Consider the following 15280-nt stretch of genomic DNA (forward strand, 5'->3'; position numbering starts at 1 on the left):
ATGAAATTACGTCACGGTATGCCGATGCTCGCGCTCGCGTTGAGCGCCTGCGCGGTCGGCCCCGACTACGCGCCGCCGAAAGCCGATGTCCCCGCCGACTGGAGCGACACGCAGCGCGCGCAGAACGCGCCGGACGATCCACGCGTGCCGCATGCGGATTCGCCATCGACGGCGCAGACTTCGGCGGATCCCGATCCGCGCTGGTGGAAGCAGTTCAACGATCCGACGCTGGATTCGCTGATCGATCGCGCGGTCGCGGGCAATCTCGATTTGCAGAGCGCGGTGCTGCGCATCGCGGCGGCGCGTGAAGAAAGCGTGTCGGCGGCGGCGCAGGGCTTGCCACAAGTAAGTGCGAGCGCGAGTGTGAAGCGTCAGCAACTGGGCGTGAAAGGCCTGCTCGAATCGCAGGGCGTGTATGACCGGCTCGACAGCCTCGGCGCGAACGGCGCGCAGATACGTCAGGGCATCGACTCGGCGACGGGGCCGGTCACGCTCTTTCAGGACGGCTTCGATGCATCGTGGGAACTGGATCTCTTCGGTCGTGTGCGGCGCTCGGTCGAATCGGCGAATGCGCAGACGCAGGCCGAGATCGAAAGCCGCAACGATGCGCTCGTGTCGCTCGAATCCGAAGTCGCACGTACGTACGCACAGTTGCGCGGCGCGCAGACAATCAAGCAGATCACGCTCGCCGAAATCGACGCCGAGCAGCAGATTCTCGACCTCACGCGCGAGCAGGCGCGCGTCGGCCTGACGAGTCAGCAGGACGTGCAAAGCGCGAGCGCGCAAGTCGGATCGTTGCAGGCGCAACTGCCGACGCTCGATGCGCAGATCGCGCAGGCGCTGAACGGCCTCGCCGTGCTGACCGGCAGCGCGCCGGGCACGCTCGACGCGGAACTGTCGGATGCGCGCGCCGTGCCGCCCGTGCCGCCGACGGTGCCGGTCGGCCTGCCATCGACGCTCGCGCGCCGGTGTCCCGATATCCGTCGGGCCGAAGCGCAACTGCATTCGGCGTCGGCGGAAGTGGGCGTCGCGGTCGCGCAGATGTATCCGGATATCTCACTAACTGGACAAGTGGGCACGCGTGCGACGAAGGCGCGTTATCTCGCGCATTGGTCGAGTTTGTTCTGGTCGATCGGGCCGAGCATTTCGCTGCCGATCTTCGAGGGCGGCGCGTTGCGTGCGAACGTACGTGTGGCGAAGGCGCAGGCGGGGCAAGCGGCGTTGCAGTATCGGCAAACCGTGCTCAATGCGTTGCAGGAAGTGGATAACGCACTCGTGTCGTATCGCACGGAGCAGGACCGGCGCGCGGCGCTCACGCGCACCGTCGAAGCGAACCGCGTCAGCCTGCAACTCGCGACGGAAAGCTATCGCAAGGGCATCACGCCCTTCGTGACCGTGCTCGATGCCGAGCGCCAGCTTGCGCAGACGCGCGAGCAACTCGCGCAATCGACGGTCAACGTGACGACCGATCTCATCGCCGTCTACAAATCGCTCGGCGGCGGATGGCAGGACGATAAATCCGCGACCGCGCAAAATTAACGGCGGCGCTTTTTCCAGTCGTAATCGGCGGGCGGATCGGCGACGCCCGGCTTGCCGACCGCATGCGGGTTTTCACTGCATAGCGTGACGAAGCCGATGTCGTCGCCATCGGCCTGGCGCTTGCGCAGCGCTTCCGCAAAGCGCAGCGCGTCGGCGAGCGCGTTTTCATCGAATCTCCTGAAGCGTGCCGCGCCCTCGATATCAGGGTTGCCGCCGAGCCAATACACGACGAACATCGTTTAGCCTCTCGTTTGGGGATGTGTGCACCATCGTCACGCACGGCGATGAAGATCCTGCACGGCGCGCGTGCATCGGCGCGCCGCGACAGCCACCGGGTAATCCCGAAGTGTAACGTCGGCGAGCCGCATGCCGCTTGACGATGACTTCCGAACGCTCGCGAGGGAATGATCGTTGCTGTCATCTCCATCCATTCCGAGGCCCAAACGATGCAACGACACGACCGTGTTCCTTCGCAAGCGCTGTGGCAGATTCCGCCGTGCGCGACGCGCCACGACGAGCCGCGCGTGCTCATCGCCGATGACGATCTGGAGGCGACCCGCGCGATCTGTCTTGCGCTGGAAGACGCCGAGTTCACCGTGCGCGCGGTGCACACGGGGCTCGACGCGGTGTCGATCGCGCGCAAATGGCGGCCGGGCGTCGTGCTGCTCGACCTGATGATGCCGCTCGGCGATGGCTGGGAAGCCGCCGAAGCGATCCGCGCGATCGATATTTCGATGCTGCTGATCGCGCATACGAGCCGCACGGACCCCGAAGACCTGACGCGCGCGCAGCGCACCGGCTTCAACGGCTACTTCGTCAAGCCGACGGAACTCGACGGAATGATCGCGGTGTTGCGCGGCTATTTTTCGACGCGGGAAGGCGAAGGCGATCACGCATCCGTGCGCGTGCGCTGAATGACGTCGAGCTTCAGCACGAGATGGTTGATATCGCGCTGAGCGTGCTCTTTCAGCATGTCTTCCCAGTACTGGCAATAACCGGCCCAGAACGGCATCTGCGTATGCGCGGATGCGGCTGTCGGCAGAGGATCGGGCAGCATCCTGCTCAGACGGTCGATTTCCTTGTGCTTCCATTGCAGCAGCGCGCGGCGATATCCGCGTCGCGGCGGGCACATTTCGTTCATTCTCGCGACGGCGATCGAAAACCCTTCGGCTGGCCGCGATGCCATCTTCGTGAGAACCGCTGTCTGCGGGCGCGGGCCGCGTTCATGGCAGATGATCGCGCCGATCTGCCCAAGGATGTACATCGCTTTCGCCATCGGCGGCTCGGAATGGTCTTGCATGGCGCCTCTCGATTTATCGTTATGAGTCTTCTTGCACAGGCGCTCGAAGTTGCCTCGGACTTGATGTTGATACGCTGTACTTTGCGTATTTATAAGATACCGTATTAGGACTGTTCTGAATTGTGCATCGACAAAAAGATACAGTGATGAACAATTCGCTGCGCTGAAAACGGATCCCGAACTGAATCGGAAATCGAAACGCCCGAGACGAAATGCATCTACGAAGGATGCCGAAACAAACGGCGATCCACGTGCACGCCCGGCCGAATCGTGTTACACATTGACCAATCCGGATGCCATGCACGACGGCATTTCAGCCTTTCAGCGGTTTCCAACTCACTTTCAGCGAGCCTGAATTTGTTCGTCCGACGACTCGCGACGCTCTGGCGACTTGGCCGCGCGTTCGTGCATGAAAGCCATCAGACGCATCTGACCGACGACGGCGCGGCGATGACGCGCGTCGCGCGCTTCTTCGCGACGCATGGCGCGCGTGCCGCGCCGCTCGGCGCTGGCGTGCCCGCGCTCTCGCAGCTTTCGCGCGTGCTGGAGAACGCATCCGGCGCGCTCGCGCGTCATCCCGCGCTTGCGGAAACGGCGGTGCGCGTCGCGCTTTCCGAACTCGACGGACTCTTTACGCCCTACGATGCGGAACGCTTTCGCACGGCTTGCAAAGCGGCGTTTCCCGCCACGCTGTCCTTCGAACTCACGGCGCTGAGCGACGTGCCGCTACGCTCGGGCGTCGCGGAGCAGACGCACGTCGCGCGCATCGGCGCGTTCCCCGTGCGCGTCACGCTGCTGCGCGCGGACACGCGTGCCGAACTCGAAGACGATCTGGATCTCGCGCTCGCGGCGGCGCGTTTCGCGGAGCGACGCTCGACGAAGGCGCGCGACATGCATCCGGTGGAATGGGTTCGTCGCGCGCGAGAGAGCGTCGACGCAATGATCGACTTGCGTCAGCGCGCCGCCGATCAGAGCTACTTGCGCTTCCGTCTGCGCGAGGACAACCGCCTCGCCGTGCCCGAAGTGCTCTGGGACTATTGCAACGACGCCGTGCTGACCACGCGCGCGATCGAAACGGCGGCGTTATCGGATGCGGAAACGCTCGCATCGTGCGGGCTCGATCAGGCCGACGTCCTCGCGACGCTCATCGAAGCGTTCTTCGAAATGGCGCTGGGCGTCGGGCTGTATCACGCGGGACTGGATGCGGCGGGCGCACGCGTGAGCATCGAGCCGGACACGCGCGGCCAGATCGTGCTCGAAGCCGATAACCCGATGATGATCTTCGCCGCTCACGAGCGCGATTTTCTCGTCGGCGTGTCGCATGCGCTCATGGAGGGCGATCACAAGGCGGCGGCCCGCGCGCATCTGGAGCACGGCCGGCCCGGCGCGAACGTGACGCATCACGAGGTGCGCGTCGAAGCGACGTATCGGCGGGAGGCGGAGCGTTTCGCGTCGCCGCATGCAAGGCACGGCGCGGGTGTCGCGCATCTGTTCGGCGCGATCGGCAAGGCGCCCGCCGAACATATGTTCAGCGCGGCGCACGGGCGCATCGCGTCGCGGGCGGTGTTGCTGTCGAGAGCGGCGGAAAGGATCGAGCGTGTCGCGCAGGACATCGCGCCTGATGTCGATGTGTGGAAGATCGCGCGCAAGGTCATCGTGCGGCTCGCCGCGGATCAGTTGAGCTTCAGGAGCCTGGCGGCGCGCTTGGCGCATGAAGCGACGCACTGGCCGCATACGCTGCCGCGTTTGCCGTCGCTCATCGCGCACTACGCGGCGGCGACGCAACGCACGCGCGGCACGGTGTTTCGTTAGCGCGTGCCGGGGCTCATGCGTTCCGCGATCGCGCGGCACGCTTCCCTGAGCGGCGTGATGTAGGTTTCGAGCGGCGTCGCGCTCTTTCTGAACAGCGGAATGCTGACGCTCACGCAGCCGAGCGTCGCGCCGTTCGCGCCGACGATCGCGCTGCCGTAGCAGAAAATCTGCGCCTCGTTTTCCTCGCGGTCTTCGGCGTAGCCGCGCGTGTGCGTCGCGTCGAGTTCGGCGTCGAGCGCTTTACGATCGACGATCGTGTTCGGCGTGAAGCGCGCGAACGCGATGCCTTGCAGGAGCGCGTCGCGTTCGGCGGGCGATTGCGTCGACAGATACGCCTTGCCGACGGAACTCGAATAAAGCGTCACGCGCGTGCCGATGCGCGAAGCCATGCGCACCGCGTGCGGACTTTCGAGCTTTTCGACATACACCATCTCCGAGCCGCTGCGCACCGCCAGGTGCACCGTTTCCTGCGTTGCGTCGCGCAACGTCTGCAAGGCATCAGCAGCGGCGATGCGCAGGTCCGAGCGCTCCCAGCTTCGGCTCGCGAGCGACATCAGGCGCGGGCCGAGCGCGTAGCATCCGCCACGCGCGCTTTCGACCACCAGCCCTTCCGCGAGCAACGCGCCGACGATGCGATACACCGTCGGGCGCGGATAGCCGCTCGCGGCCGTGAGACGCGCGATGGTCGGCGGTTCGTCGGCATCGGCGATGAGTTGCAGCACCGCCATGAACTTCGAGAAGGCAGCGGTGCCGGAGGCCTTGGCGGCGTCGAGGGAAGTGATGTCTGAAGGCATGATGCGTGAATCATGCCACGAGATAACCGCCATCGACGGGCACGATCGCGCCCGTCATGAACGACGCCGCCGGCGACGCGAGAAACGCCGTGACCCGCGCGACGTCTTCCGGTAATCCCCAGCGCTTCATCGGCGTGCGTTCGAGGATCGCTTGCGAGCGGCCGTCGTCTTCCTGCAGCGCCTGCGTGAGCGGCGTCGCGATCCAGCCGGGCGCGACCGCATTCACGCGGATGCCGTCGGCGGCGTAGGCGATCGCGAGCGACTTCGTCAATTGCGCGACGCCGCCCTTGCTCGCGCTGTACGCGGGCACGAGACCGCCGCCGAAGAACGTCAGCATCGACGCCGTGTTGACGATCGAGCCGCAGCTCTTCGCGAGCAAGGGGCGCGCGGCCGCACACATGCGCATCGTGCCGTTGAGATTCACGGCGATGACGCGCTCGAACGTTTCGATGTCGTGCTCGTCGCCGCGACGGATCATCCCGGCGCAATTGACGAGCACGTCGAGCGTGTCGAGCGTTGCGAACAGCGCGGCGGTGCTGGCGGCATCGGCGACATCGAGCGCGGCGAGTTCGATGCCTTGGCCTATGGCGTCGCGCTGGTCATCGGTCGGTGCGAGCCCCGCTGCGACGACACGCGCGCCGAGCGCCGCGAACTGCTGCGCGATGCCCGCGCCGATGCCCTGCGTGCCGCCGGTCACGACGACGGTCTTGCCCTTGAAGAGATCAGCTTGAAAAGTCATAACGGTGTGATTTATACGGCGGGAACGGGCGCGGCCTGCTGCTCGGCGTCTTCGATCGGCGAACGCACGACGAACATGTAGACGAGCGCGGCGGCGAACGCGACGCCCGCGCTGATCAGGAACGCGTTCACGAACGAGTGCGTCTTGTCGACCACAAGACCGGTGATGAACGGCGCGAACGAGCCGCCGAAATAGCCGCCGAAGTTCTGGATGCTGCCGAGCGACGCGACCATGTGGCGCGGCGCCGCGACGGAAACGAGCGCCCAGGCCGCGCCGCTCGCCATGTTGACGAAGAACATCGCGGCCGAGAGATAGACGATCGCGAGCGTGAGGTTCGGCGTGAACGCGGCCGGCACCGTGAAGAGCGCGCCGCCGATGAGGCCCGAGCAGATCGGCCACTTGCGGCTGCGGATCGGGGCGACGCCTCGCGCCATCAGGCCATCGGCGATAAAGCCCGACGACAGCATGCCGAGCGTGCCCGCGAGATACGGAATCGTCACGACCCAGCCGGTCTTCGCGATCGTCAGATGACGCTCGTGTTCGAGATACGCGGGCAGCCACGTGAGGTACAGCCACACCATGTAGATCACGCCCATGAAGCCGAAGATCATGCCCCACGTGGTCGCCTTGCCGAAGAGGCCGCGCCATTCCGCGAAGGTCATGTTGCGTTCCGCGCGCTGCGCCGGCTCGCCTTCGGTCAGATGCGCGAGCTCATGCGCTTCGAGCTTCACGTCGCGGCGATTGCGATAGACGATGTACCAGCCGATCGACACCGCAATGCCGAGCGCGCCCATGATGACAAACATGTTGCGCCAGCCGAAGTTGAGCAGGAGCACGGTGAGGATCGGTGGCGCGAGCGCGGGTCCGATCGTCGACGACGTGACGAAAATGCCCGTCGGCTTGCCGCGCTCGCGTTGCGCGAACCATTCCGACACGACCTTCGCGCCCGCCGGAAACTGCGGCGCCTCGCCGATACCGAGCGCGATGCGCGCCGCGAGGAACTGATGCAGATTCGTGACTAGCCCGCCGAACAACTGCGCGACCGACCAGACGAACATGCCGAGGCCGAGCATGATGCGCGCGCCGAAGCGGTCGAGCATCACGCCGATGGGCAACTGCGAAAACGCATAGGCGAACGAGAACGCGGAGAGCAGCAGGCCCATCTGCGAAGCTGAGAGGCCGAGCTCCTGCGTGACGGAATGATTGGCGATGGATAGCGTGCTTCGATCGAGATAGTTCACGATGCCCGCGAGCATCAGAAACGCAATCGCGACGATCTGAACGCGCTTCAGGCGCGGTGATTTTTCCAGCATGGTGTCTCCTCCGAATGCTCTTTTGAGTCTGCTAGAGGTGGTTTGGGAAATTAACGAATGAACTGATCGACGAAATCCGCGCCGAGACCAACCGACTCGTAGTGCTTGCGGCACATATCGACCTTGGTGAACACGTCCTCGTAGCCGGTGTAGTTGCCGTACGGGTCGCAATAGAACATCACGCCGTTCACCTGAAAGTAGGTGATCATTTCTTCGACATCTTCCGGCACGTAGAGCGTGTGCGTTTCGCCGGGCGGCTCGAAGACGTAGCTGCCTTCGGTCGCTTCCCAGTCATGCTCCAGGTAGCGCCAGCGGCCTTTCAGCACCATGCCGTGGACGGCCTGCGGATGACGATGGCGCGACAGCACGCCGGATTTGCGCACGCGCAAAAGGTTCATCCAGTACCCGGTCGATACATTCAGGCACAGCGGGCGGAACCAGACGTTTTCGGCTTGCGGAACCCATTCGCGCTCGTCGACAGGAATCGCGGCAGGGACGACGATTTCCTTTTGCGCTTCTTTCGGGAAGGGAAGTTGATACGGCGTCATGGCGTCCGCCGCGGGCTTTGGCGCGCTCATCGCGTCTCCTTGTCCATATTGTGGATGATGAATTCAAATTATGGACAAATATTCTGCCTCGTTCGGAGAATTGTCAAGATTCTTCATCGGATGCCGAATTCGTGCAGAACGCAGCCAGATTCGCGGACGAAAAAAAGGCGGACCCGCACGCGGGCCCGCCTTTCGATTCGCTCGATGAAGCTGAGCGAGTTATCGCGCCATCATCAGCATGTGCACGTTATGCATCACCCAGACCGTGCCGACGATCAGAATCAGCGACATGAGAATGGTGTACGCGAACGACATCGCATGCCAGCGCTGTCCCTTCGACGCGTTCACGTGCAGGAAGAACACCACATGCACGATGACCTGCACCGCGGCGAGCACCGCAAGCGCGACGATTGCGCTTTCGCCCCTGAACGCGCCCGATGTCGCTGCCCAGAACGACGCCACGGTCAGCACCACGGCCAGCACGAAGCCGATGAGATATCCGCGCACGGTGACGTGCGGCAGGTCGCTCGAATTGATATGAGCATGTGCCATCAGACGACGCTCCCGAGATAGACGAAGGAAAACACGCAAATCCAGACGATGTCGAGGAAGTGCCAGAAGAGGCTCAGGCAGGCGAGGCGACGCAGTTCGCGCTCGTTCATCCCGGGATTGCTCGCGATCTGCACCGCCAGCACGACCAGCCAGATCAGGCCGATGGTGACGTGCAGGCCGTGCGTGCCGACCAGCGTGAAGAACGACGACCAGAACGCGCTGCGTTGCGGACCCGCGCCTTCGGCGATCAGACGCGCGAACTCGTGCACTTCCAGCCACAGGAAGCCCGCGCCCAGCACGAACGTGACGAAGAGCCACGCGAGCGCCGCGCCCGACTTCCGGCGCGTTGCCGAGATCATCGCGAAACCGAAGGTCAGGCTGCTCGTGAGAAGCAGCGCCGTTTCGTACGCGACGTCGGTCAGGTTGAACAGATCCTTGCCCGTGGGACCGCCTGCTGTCTGCATCGCGTACATCGCGAAGGCCGCGAAGAGCGACGCGAACAGCACGCAATCGGTCATCAGGTAGGCCCAGAAGCCGAACACCGAATGCGGCTGATGCTCGTGCTCGTGGTCGTGCGCGTGCTGCGCGGAAAGTGTCGATTGCGACATTACATTGCCTCCAGTTCGAGTTCGCGCTCCGTAGCGGCCTTCACAGGCGACTTCGGCGGACGATTGCGCTCTTCGGTCGACTTCACGGTCGCAGCCGGGATGATGAAGCCGGCGTTCTCACGGAAGCTGTAGCCGATCACCGTCGCGGCGATGCCGACGAGACCCGCGACCGCCAGCCACCAGATGTGCCAGATCGCGGCAAAGCCGAATGCGAGCGCGAACAGACCGATCAGGAGACCCGCGCTCGTATTCGACGGCATGTGGATGTCGCGATACGGACGCGCATCGATGCGGCCGTGTTCCTTGGCATCGGCGAAATCGTCGAGTGCACGCACGGCCGGGATATTCGCGAAGTTGTAGACGGGCGGCGGCGAGCTCATCGTCCACTCGAGCGTGCGGCCGTTCCACGGATCGCCGCTGATGTCGCGATACGCGGGCTGATTGCGGCGGATGATGCTCACGACGATCTGCAGGACCTGGAACACGACGCCCAGCGCGATGATGCCCACGCCGACAGCGGCGGCGATGAAGAAGGGCTGCCATGCCGGGTTGTCGTAGTGATTCAGGCGGCGCGTCGCACCCATGAAGCCGAGAATGTAGATCGGCACGAACGCGACGAAGAAGCCCACGAACCAGCAGATGAACGCGTTGCGGCCGAGCTTTTCGTCGAGCTTGAAGCCGAACACCTTCGGCCACCAGTACTGCACGCCCGCGAAGTAACCGAACACCACGCCGCCGATGATCGCGTTATGGAAGTGCGCGATCAGGAAGAGCGAGTTGTGCAGCACGAAGTCCGCGCCCGGGATCGCCAGCATCACGCCGGTCATGCCGCCGAGCGTGAAGGTGATGACGAAGCCGATGGTCCACAGCACGGGCGTCGTGAACTGCACGCGGCCGCGATACATCGTGAAGAGCCAGTTGAAGATCTTCACGCCGGTCGGGATGGAAATGATCATCGTCATAATGCCGAAGAAGGCATTGACGTTCGCGCCCGAACCCATCGTGAAGAAGTGGTGCAGCCACACGAGGAACGACAGCACCATGATGCAGCACGTCGCCCAGACCATCGTCTTGTAGCCGAAGAGCGGCTTCTTCGAGAACGTCGCGACCACTTCCGAATAGATGCCGAACGCGGGCAGAACCAGGATGTAGACCTCGGGGTGACCCCAGGCCCAGATCAGGTTCAGGTAGACCATCGGGTTGCCGCCGCCGTCGTTCGTGAAGAAGTGCATGCCCATGTAGCGGTCCAGCGCCAGCAGCGCGAGCGCCACGGTCAGGATCGGGAACGTGGCCATGATCAGCACGTTCGAGCAGAACGCCGTCCACGTGAAGACGGGCAGCTTCATCCACGTCATGCCGGGCGCGCGCATCTTCACGATCGTGACGAAGAAGTTCACCGCCGTCAGCAGCGTGCCGATGCCGGACAACTGCAACGCCCAGATGTAGTAGTCCACGCCGACGCCCGGACTGAACTGCGTCTCGGAGAGCGGCGGATACGCGAGCCAGCCTGTCGAAGAGAACTCGCCGATGAAAAGCGACAGGTTGATCAGGATGGCGGCCACGGCCGTCATCCAGAACGACAGCGAGTTGATGAACGGGAAGGCCACGTCACGCGCGCCGATCTGCAGGGGCACGACGAGGTTGAAGAACGCGACCAGCAGCGCCATGGCCATGAAGAAGATCATGATGGTGCCGTGGGCCGAGAAAATCTGGTCGAAGTGATGCGCCGGCAGATAGCCCGGCGAATCGAGCGCGATGGCCTGCTGAATGCGCATCATGACGGCGTCGGCGAAGCCGCGCACGAGCATCAGCCCGGCGACGACGAGATACATGACGCCGATGCGCTTGTGATCGACCGAAGTCAGATACTCGCGCCAGAGCCAGCCCCATTTGCCGAGTTTGGTGAGAAGGGCGACCGTACCGAGTGCGAGGATCGCCATGAAGACGGTCGCCCCCATGATGATGGGCTCGTGGTACGGGATCGCCTCAAGCGTTAATTTGCCGAACATGGCTTACCCCTTTGTTACACAATTTGCGCCTACGACCGAGTTGCCGTAGTTGTACTTCGCGACGATGTTGCTGAAGAGCTTCGGATCGACGGTCGAGAAGTAGCGCACGGCAACCTTCTCGCTCGGGCGCGCGACGCCGGTGTAGACGTCCATGCTCAATGCTTCGGGCGCGTTTCTGACTTGCTTGAGCCACGCGTCGAAGTCGGCGTTGGACATGGCCAGCGCGCGGAACTTCATGTCGGAGAAGCCTTTGCCGCTGTAGTTCGCCGAAATGCCCGCGTAGTCACCCGCGTGATCGGTCAGGAGGTGCAGCTTCGTCTGCATGCCGGCCATTGCGTAGATCTGGCCACCGAGTTCCGGGATGAAAAACGAGTTCATCACCGAATCCGACGTGATGCGGAAGTTCACCGGCGTGCCCACCGGAAACGCGAGCTGATTCACCGACGCCACGCCCAGATCCGGATAGATGAACAACCACTTCCAGTCGAGCGCCACGACTTCGACGTTGATCGGCTTGACGCTGGATTCCAGCGGCTTGTACGGATCGAGTTCGTGCGTGGATTTCCACGTGAGGATGCCGAGGTACAGGATGATGATCGCGGGGATGATCCAGACCACGACTTCGATGGCCGTGGAGTGCGCCCACTTCGGCGCGTAGGTGGCGTTCCTGTTGGACGCCCGATAGCGCCATGCGATGAACAGGGTGAGCAGAATCACCGGAACCACGACCAGAAGCATGGTGTAAGTCGCGGTGGCGATCAGCGAGGATTCCGCTGCGCCAACCACGCCTTTCGACTCCAAAACCTCCAGCTTGCATCCCGAAAGACCGACACTGGCTATCAGCCCCGATAACAATGGCACTGCTAAACGTTGGGTATTTTCATTCATTGCATTCGCTGGTTTCTATGATCGAAGCGTCCCGGGGAGAACGCCACTGCACGGCTTTGCGCCGCGTCAAGATCATGCCACGCGCGATTTTTCGCGATGGCCCGAATGTTTGGAAAATTGTTTCAGATCAAGCTGATGCGACAGGGTGTCGCGCGCGATATGACTCTTCCGGAGTGGTCCGAAAGGGTAGGAGAGTCTACAACGAATGGTTGACGTCGCGGGTGTCATAAAAGGTGGCTGGGCGCGGGTCCATCCGCCTCACAAGGCGTCGGTCGCTGCATCGCGCGGGCTTCGCAAACGACGTGAAGCGCGAACGCGCTAGCCCATCCGAACTACGCCGCACTGACTAGCGGCACGACGTCGCCGCATCCGCATGGCGGATAGGCGACTCGCGCGACGTTCCTTACCCTTGTCGATAAAGCAGCAACGACAAGGGAAGGACGATGAGCGTCGTCGACACACACTTCGAATCCAAAGCATCGACCGACATGCGCGCCTGGCGCGTGCTCGGCGCCAGCACGTTCGCATTCACGATCTGCTTCGCCGTCTGGATGGTCTTCGCCATCCTCGGCATTCCCCTCAAGAAGCAGTTGCATCTCACCGATACCGAGTTCGGCCTCATCGCCGCGACGCCCGTGCTCACCGGCTCGCTGTTGCGCGTGCCGCTCGGCATCTGGACCGACCGCTTCGGCGGCCGCCCCGTGTTCTTCTGCACGATGGCCGTCACCGTCATACCGATCTGGCTGATCGGCTACGCCACCGAACTGTGGCAATTCCTCGTGCTCGGTTTGTTCGTCGGCATCGCGGGGGCGTCGTTTTCCGTGGGCACGCCGTATGTCGCGCGCTGGTTCCCCAAGTCGCGCCAAGGCTTCGCGATGGGCATCTTCGGCGCGGGCAACTCGGGCGCGGCGCTCACCAAGTTCGTCGCGCCCGCGCTGATTCTAGCGGCGGGCACGTGGACCATCGTGCCGAAGGTCTATTCCATCGCGATGCTCGTCACCGCGCTGATCTTCTGGTTCGTGTCGACGTCGAACCCCGCGCATCGCAGCGCCGGCGCGCCCGGCCTCGCCGCGCAGATGGCCGTGTTGAAAGACCGTCGCGTGCTGCGTTACGCGCAGTACTACTCGGTCGTGTTCGGCGGCTATGTCGGCCTCGCGTTGTGGATGCCGCAGTACTACGTGAATCAGTACGGCTTCGGCATCGAACATGCCGCGTTTCTCGCCGCCTGCTTCTCGCTTCCAGGCGGCATGCTGCGCGCGCTCGGCGGCTGGATGTCCGACCGCTTCGGCGCGTATCGCACCACATGGATCGTCATGTGGATCGCGCTCGCGTGCTTCTTCCTGCTGAGCTATCCAGTCACGGACTTCGTCGTCCACGCGAAGGACGGTCCGCGCACGTTCCACATCGAGACGGGACCGGTCGCGTACACCGCGCTGATGTTCGTCGTCGGCGTTGCGATGGCAATCGGCAAGGCGTCGGTGTTCAAGTTCGTCTCGGACGAGTTTTCCGCGAACATCGGCGCGGTGTCGGGCGTCGTCGGACTCGCGGGCGGTCTCGCCGGCTTCCTGTTGCCGATTCTTTTCGGCGCGCTCGTCGATCTCACCGGCGTGCGCACCACCTGTTTCATGCTGATGTTCGGCGCGACTGCCGTCAGTCTCATCTGCATGCACTTCACGTTTCAACCCAAACACTAGTCATGTCATCAAGATACTTGCTCACTCGATGGGAGCCCGAGAACGCCGCCTTCTGGCGCGAAACGGGAGAATCGGTTGCCCGCCGCAACCTCTGGATTTCGATTCCCGCACTGGCGCTGGCCTTTACGGTGTGGTCGCTGTGGAGCGTGGTGGTCGTCAGTCTCGACAAGGGCGGCTTTCACTTCACGAAGGACCAGTTGTTCTGGCTCACCGCGCTGCCCGCGCTATCGGGCGCGACGCTGCGCATTTTCTATTCGTTCCTCGTGCCGATCTTCGGCGGCCGGCGCTTCACGGCGTTCTCCACAGCAAGTCTCCTGATTCCGGCGATCGGCATGGGCGTCGCGCTACGCGACCCCTCGACCGGCTATTCGACGCTGCTCGTGCTCGCGCTTTTGTGCGGCCTCGGCGGCGCGAACTTCAGTTCGTCGATGGCGAACATCAGCTTCTTCTTTCCCAAAGCGAAGAAGGGCTTCGCGACTGGCATGAACGCGGGTATCGGCAATCTCGGTGTGTCGGTCGTGCAGTTCGTGACGCCGCTCGTCATTTCCGCAAGCGTGTTCGGCACGCTCGCAGGGGAGAATCAGACGTACGTCTTGAAGGGTGTCGAGCACAGCATCTGGCTGCAGAACGCGGGTTTCATCTGGGTGCCGTTCATCGTGATCTCGGCGTTCGCGGCGTGGTTCGGGATGAACGATATCGCGGACGCGAAGGCATCGTTCGCGGAACAGGCCGTCATCTTCAGGCGCAAGCACAACTGGCTCATGTGCCTGCTCTATATCGGCACGTTCGGCTCGTTCATCGGCTTCTCGGCGGGCCTCGCGCTGCTGACGAAAGCGGAGTTTCCGTCGATCAACCCGACGGCCTACGCGTTTCTCGGGCCGCTCGCGGGCGCGCTGACACGTCCTGTCGGCGGCTGGATTTCCGACCGCCTTGGCGGCGCGCGCGTCACATTGTGGACCTTCATCGCGATGATCGCCGCGGTCTTCGGCGTGATGGCGTTTCTCCCGCATGACGGGTCGGACGGCAGCTTCGCGGGCTTCCTCGCCATGTTCATAGCACTGTTCGCGCTGACGGGAATCGGCAACGGCTCGACGTTCCGCATGATCCCCGTGATCTTCCTCACGCAGAAGCAGCGCGAAGCCGAAGGCAAGACCGAAGCAATCAGGAAGCAGGCGCTGCACGAAGCGGGCAAGGAATCGGCAGCGGTGCTGGGATTCGCGGGCGCGATCGGCGCGTATGGCGGCTTTTTCATCCCGCGCAGCTTCGGCACGTCGATGAGCATGACCGGCTCGCCCGACGCCGCGCTCTGGTGCTTCATCGCGTTCTACGCGGTGTGCGCGGTGGTGACGTGGGTCTGCTATGCGCGCCGAAACGCGGACATGCCGTGCTGAGCTAGTCCGAAAGGCGTAGACGCGCTAGTCCTCATGACGCGCGTCGATCGCTCCTTTCGGGGAATGGGCGCGCGGGCATCGCGTCTCTACCCT

15 protein-coding genes are annotated in these 15280 nt (G+C 63.4%); 5 read left to right on the forward strand and 10 right to left on the reverse strand.

All coding sequences use genetic code 11. From position 1 onward, the window contains the following. Nucleotides 1-1539 (forward strand): efflux transporter outer membrane subunit, encoded by a 1539-nt coding sequence (locus ACEN42_RS30380; RefSeq protein WP_371883382.1) that lies wholly within the window; start codon nt 1-3, stop codon nt 1537-1539. On the opposite strand, the gene ACEN42_RS30385 is transcribed toward ACEN42_RS30380, so the two are convergent. Then, entirely contained in the window at nt 1536-1775 is a 240-nt protein-coding gene (locus ACEN42_RS30385; RefSeq protein WP_371883383.1) for a hypothetical protein, read from the reverse strand. The two genes, ACEN42_RS30380 and ACEN42_RS30385, sit on opposite strands and share 4 nt — an antisense overlap. Before the next feature lie 210 nt (nt 1776-1985). Between ACEN42_RS30385 and ACEN42_RS30390 the strand changes: the two genes are divergently transcribed. Further along, nucleotides 1986-2453: a response regulator gene (locus ACEN42_RS30390; protein WP_238210716.1), complete on the forward strand. Its 468-nt coding sequence runs from the start codon at nt 1986-1988 to the stop codon at nt 2451-2453. On the opposite strand, the gene ACEN42_RS30395 is transcribed toward ACEN42_RS30390, so the two are convergent. After that, on the reverse strand, nt 2429-2839 hold the full coding sequence (locus ACEN42_RS30395; protein ID WP_238289674.1) for a hypothetical protein: 411 nt from the start codon (nt 2837-2839) through the stop codon (nt 2429-2431). The genes ACEN42_RS30390 and ACEN42_RS30395 overlap by 25 nt on opposite strands. 357 nt (nt 2840-3196) lie before the next feature. Between ACEN42_RS30395 and ACEN42_RS30400 the strand changes: the two genes are divergently transcribed. After that, nucleotides 3197-4651 carry an AarF/UbiB family protein gene (locus ACEN42_RS30400; protein WP_371883384.1) on the forward strand — a complete coding sequence of 485 codons (1455 nt, stop codon included), beginning with the start codon at nt 3197-3199 and terminating at the stop codon, nt 4649-4651. Here ACEN42_RS30400 and ACEN42_RS30405 read toward each other — a convergent pair. The 8 genes from ACEN42_RS30405 to cyoA all read right to left on the reverse strand — a co-directional run bounded on the left by ACEN42_RS30405 (nt 4648) and on the right by cyoA (nt 12102). Beyond that, entirely contained in the window at nt 4648-5445 is a 798-nt protein-coding gene (locus ACEN42_RS30405) for an IclR family transcriptional regulator (RefSeq protein WP_371883385.1), read from the reverse strand. The genes ACEN42_RS30400 and ACEN42_RS30405 overlap by 4 nt on opposite strands. 10 nt (nt 5446-5455) lie before the next feature. Then, entirely contained in the window at nt 5456-6184 is a 729-nt protein-coding gene (locus ACEN42_RS30410; RefSeq protein WP_371883386.1) for an SDR family NAD(P)-dependent oxidoreductase, read from the reverse strand. A gap of 11 nt (nt 6185-6195) precedes the next feature. Continuing rightward, on the reverse strand, nt 6196-7497 hold the full coding sequence (locus tag ACEN42_RS30415) for an MFS transporter (protein ID WP_238210711.1): 1302 nt from the start codon (nt 7495-7497) through the stop codon (nt 6196-6198). A gap of 50 nt (nt 7498-7547) precedes the next feature. Further along, nucleotides 7548-8075 carry a 2,4'-dihydroxyacetophenone dioxygenase family protein gene (locus ACEN42_RS30420; RefSeq protein ID WP_187608464.1) on the reverse strand — a complete coding sequence of 176 codons (528 nt, stop codon included), beginning with the start codon at nt 8073-8075 and terminating at the stop codon, nt 7548-7550. A gap of 189 nt (nt 8076-8264) precedes the next feature. Further along, nucleotides 8265-8597 (reverse strand): cytochrome o ubiquinol oxidase subunit IV, encoded by a 333-nt coding sequence (cyoD, locus tag ACEN42_RS30425; protein ID WP_371883387.1) that lies wholly within the window; start codon nt 8595-8597, stop codon nt 8265-8267. Continuing rightward, complete coding sequence (cyoC, locus tag ACEN42_RS30430) at nt 8597-9205, reverse strand: cytochrome o ubiquinol oxidase subunit III (protein ID WP_371883388.1); 609 nt, start codon at nt 9203-9205, stop codon at nt 8597-8599. Before cyoC ends, cyoD begins: the two co-directional genes overlap by 1 nt. After that, nucleotides 9205-11214 carry a cytochrome o ubiquinol oxidase subunit I gene (gene cyoB, locus ACEN42_RS30435; protein ID WP_371883389.1) on the reverse strand — a complete coding sequence of 670 codons (2010 nt, stop codon included), beginning with the start codon at nt 11212-11214 and terminating at the stop codon, nt 9205-9207. Before cyoB ends, cyoC begins: the two co-directional genes overlap by 1 nt. 3 nt (nt 11215-11217) lie before the next feature. Next, the gene (gene cyoA, locus ACEN42_RS30440; RefSeq protein ID WP_371883390.1) at nt 11218-12102 is read right to left on the reverse strand and encodes a ubiquinol oxidase subunit II; all 885 of its coding nucleotides are present in this window, start codon (nt 12100-12102) and stop codon (nt 11218-11220) included. 443 nt (nt 12103-12545) lie between these two features. Between cyoA and ACEN42_RS30445 the strand changes: the two genes are divergently transcribed. Continuing rightward, nucleotides 12546-13796, forward strand: a complete 1251-nt coding sequence (locus ACEN42_RS30445; protein ID WP_371883391.1) for a nitrate/nitrite transporter — start codon at nt 12546-12548, stop codon at nt 13794-13796. A gap of 2 nt (nt 13797-13798) precedes the next feature. Next, nucleotides 13799-15187: a NarK family nitrate/nitrite MFS transporter gene (locus tag ACEN42_RS30450; protein WP_371883392.1), complete on the forward strand. Its 1389-nt coding sequence runs from the start codon at nt 13799-13801 to the stop codon at nt 15185-15187. The last annotated feature ends 93 nt before the right edge of the window (nt 15188-15280 follow it).

It is taken from the genome of Caballeronia sp. S22, assembly GCF_964261745.1.
In the GTDB taxonomy this organism is placed as follows: Bacteria; Pseudomonadota; Gammaproteobacteria; order Burkholderiales; family Burkholderiaceae; genus Caballeronia; species Caballeronia jiangsuensis.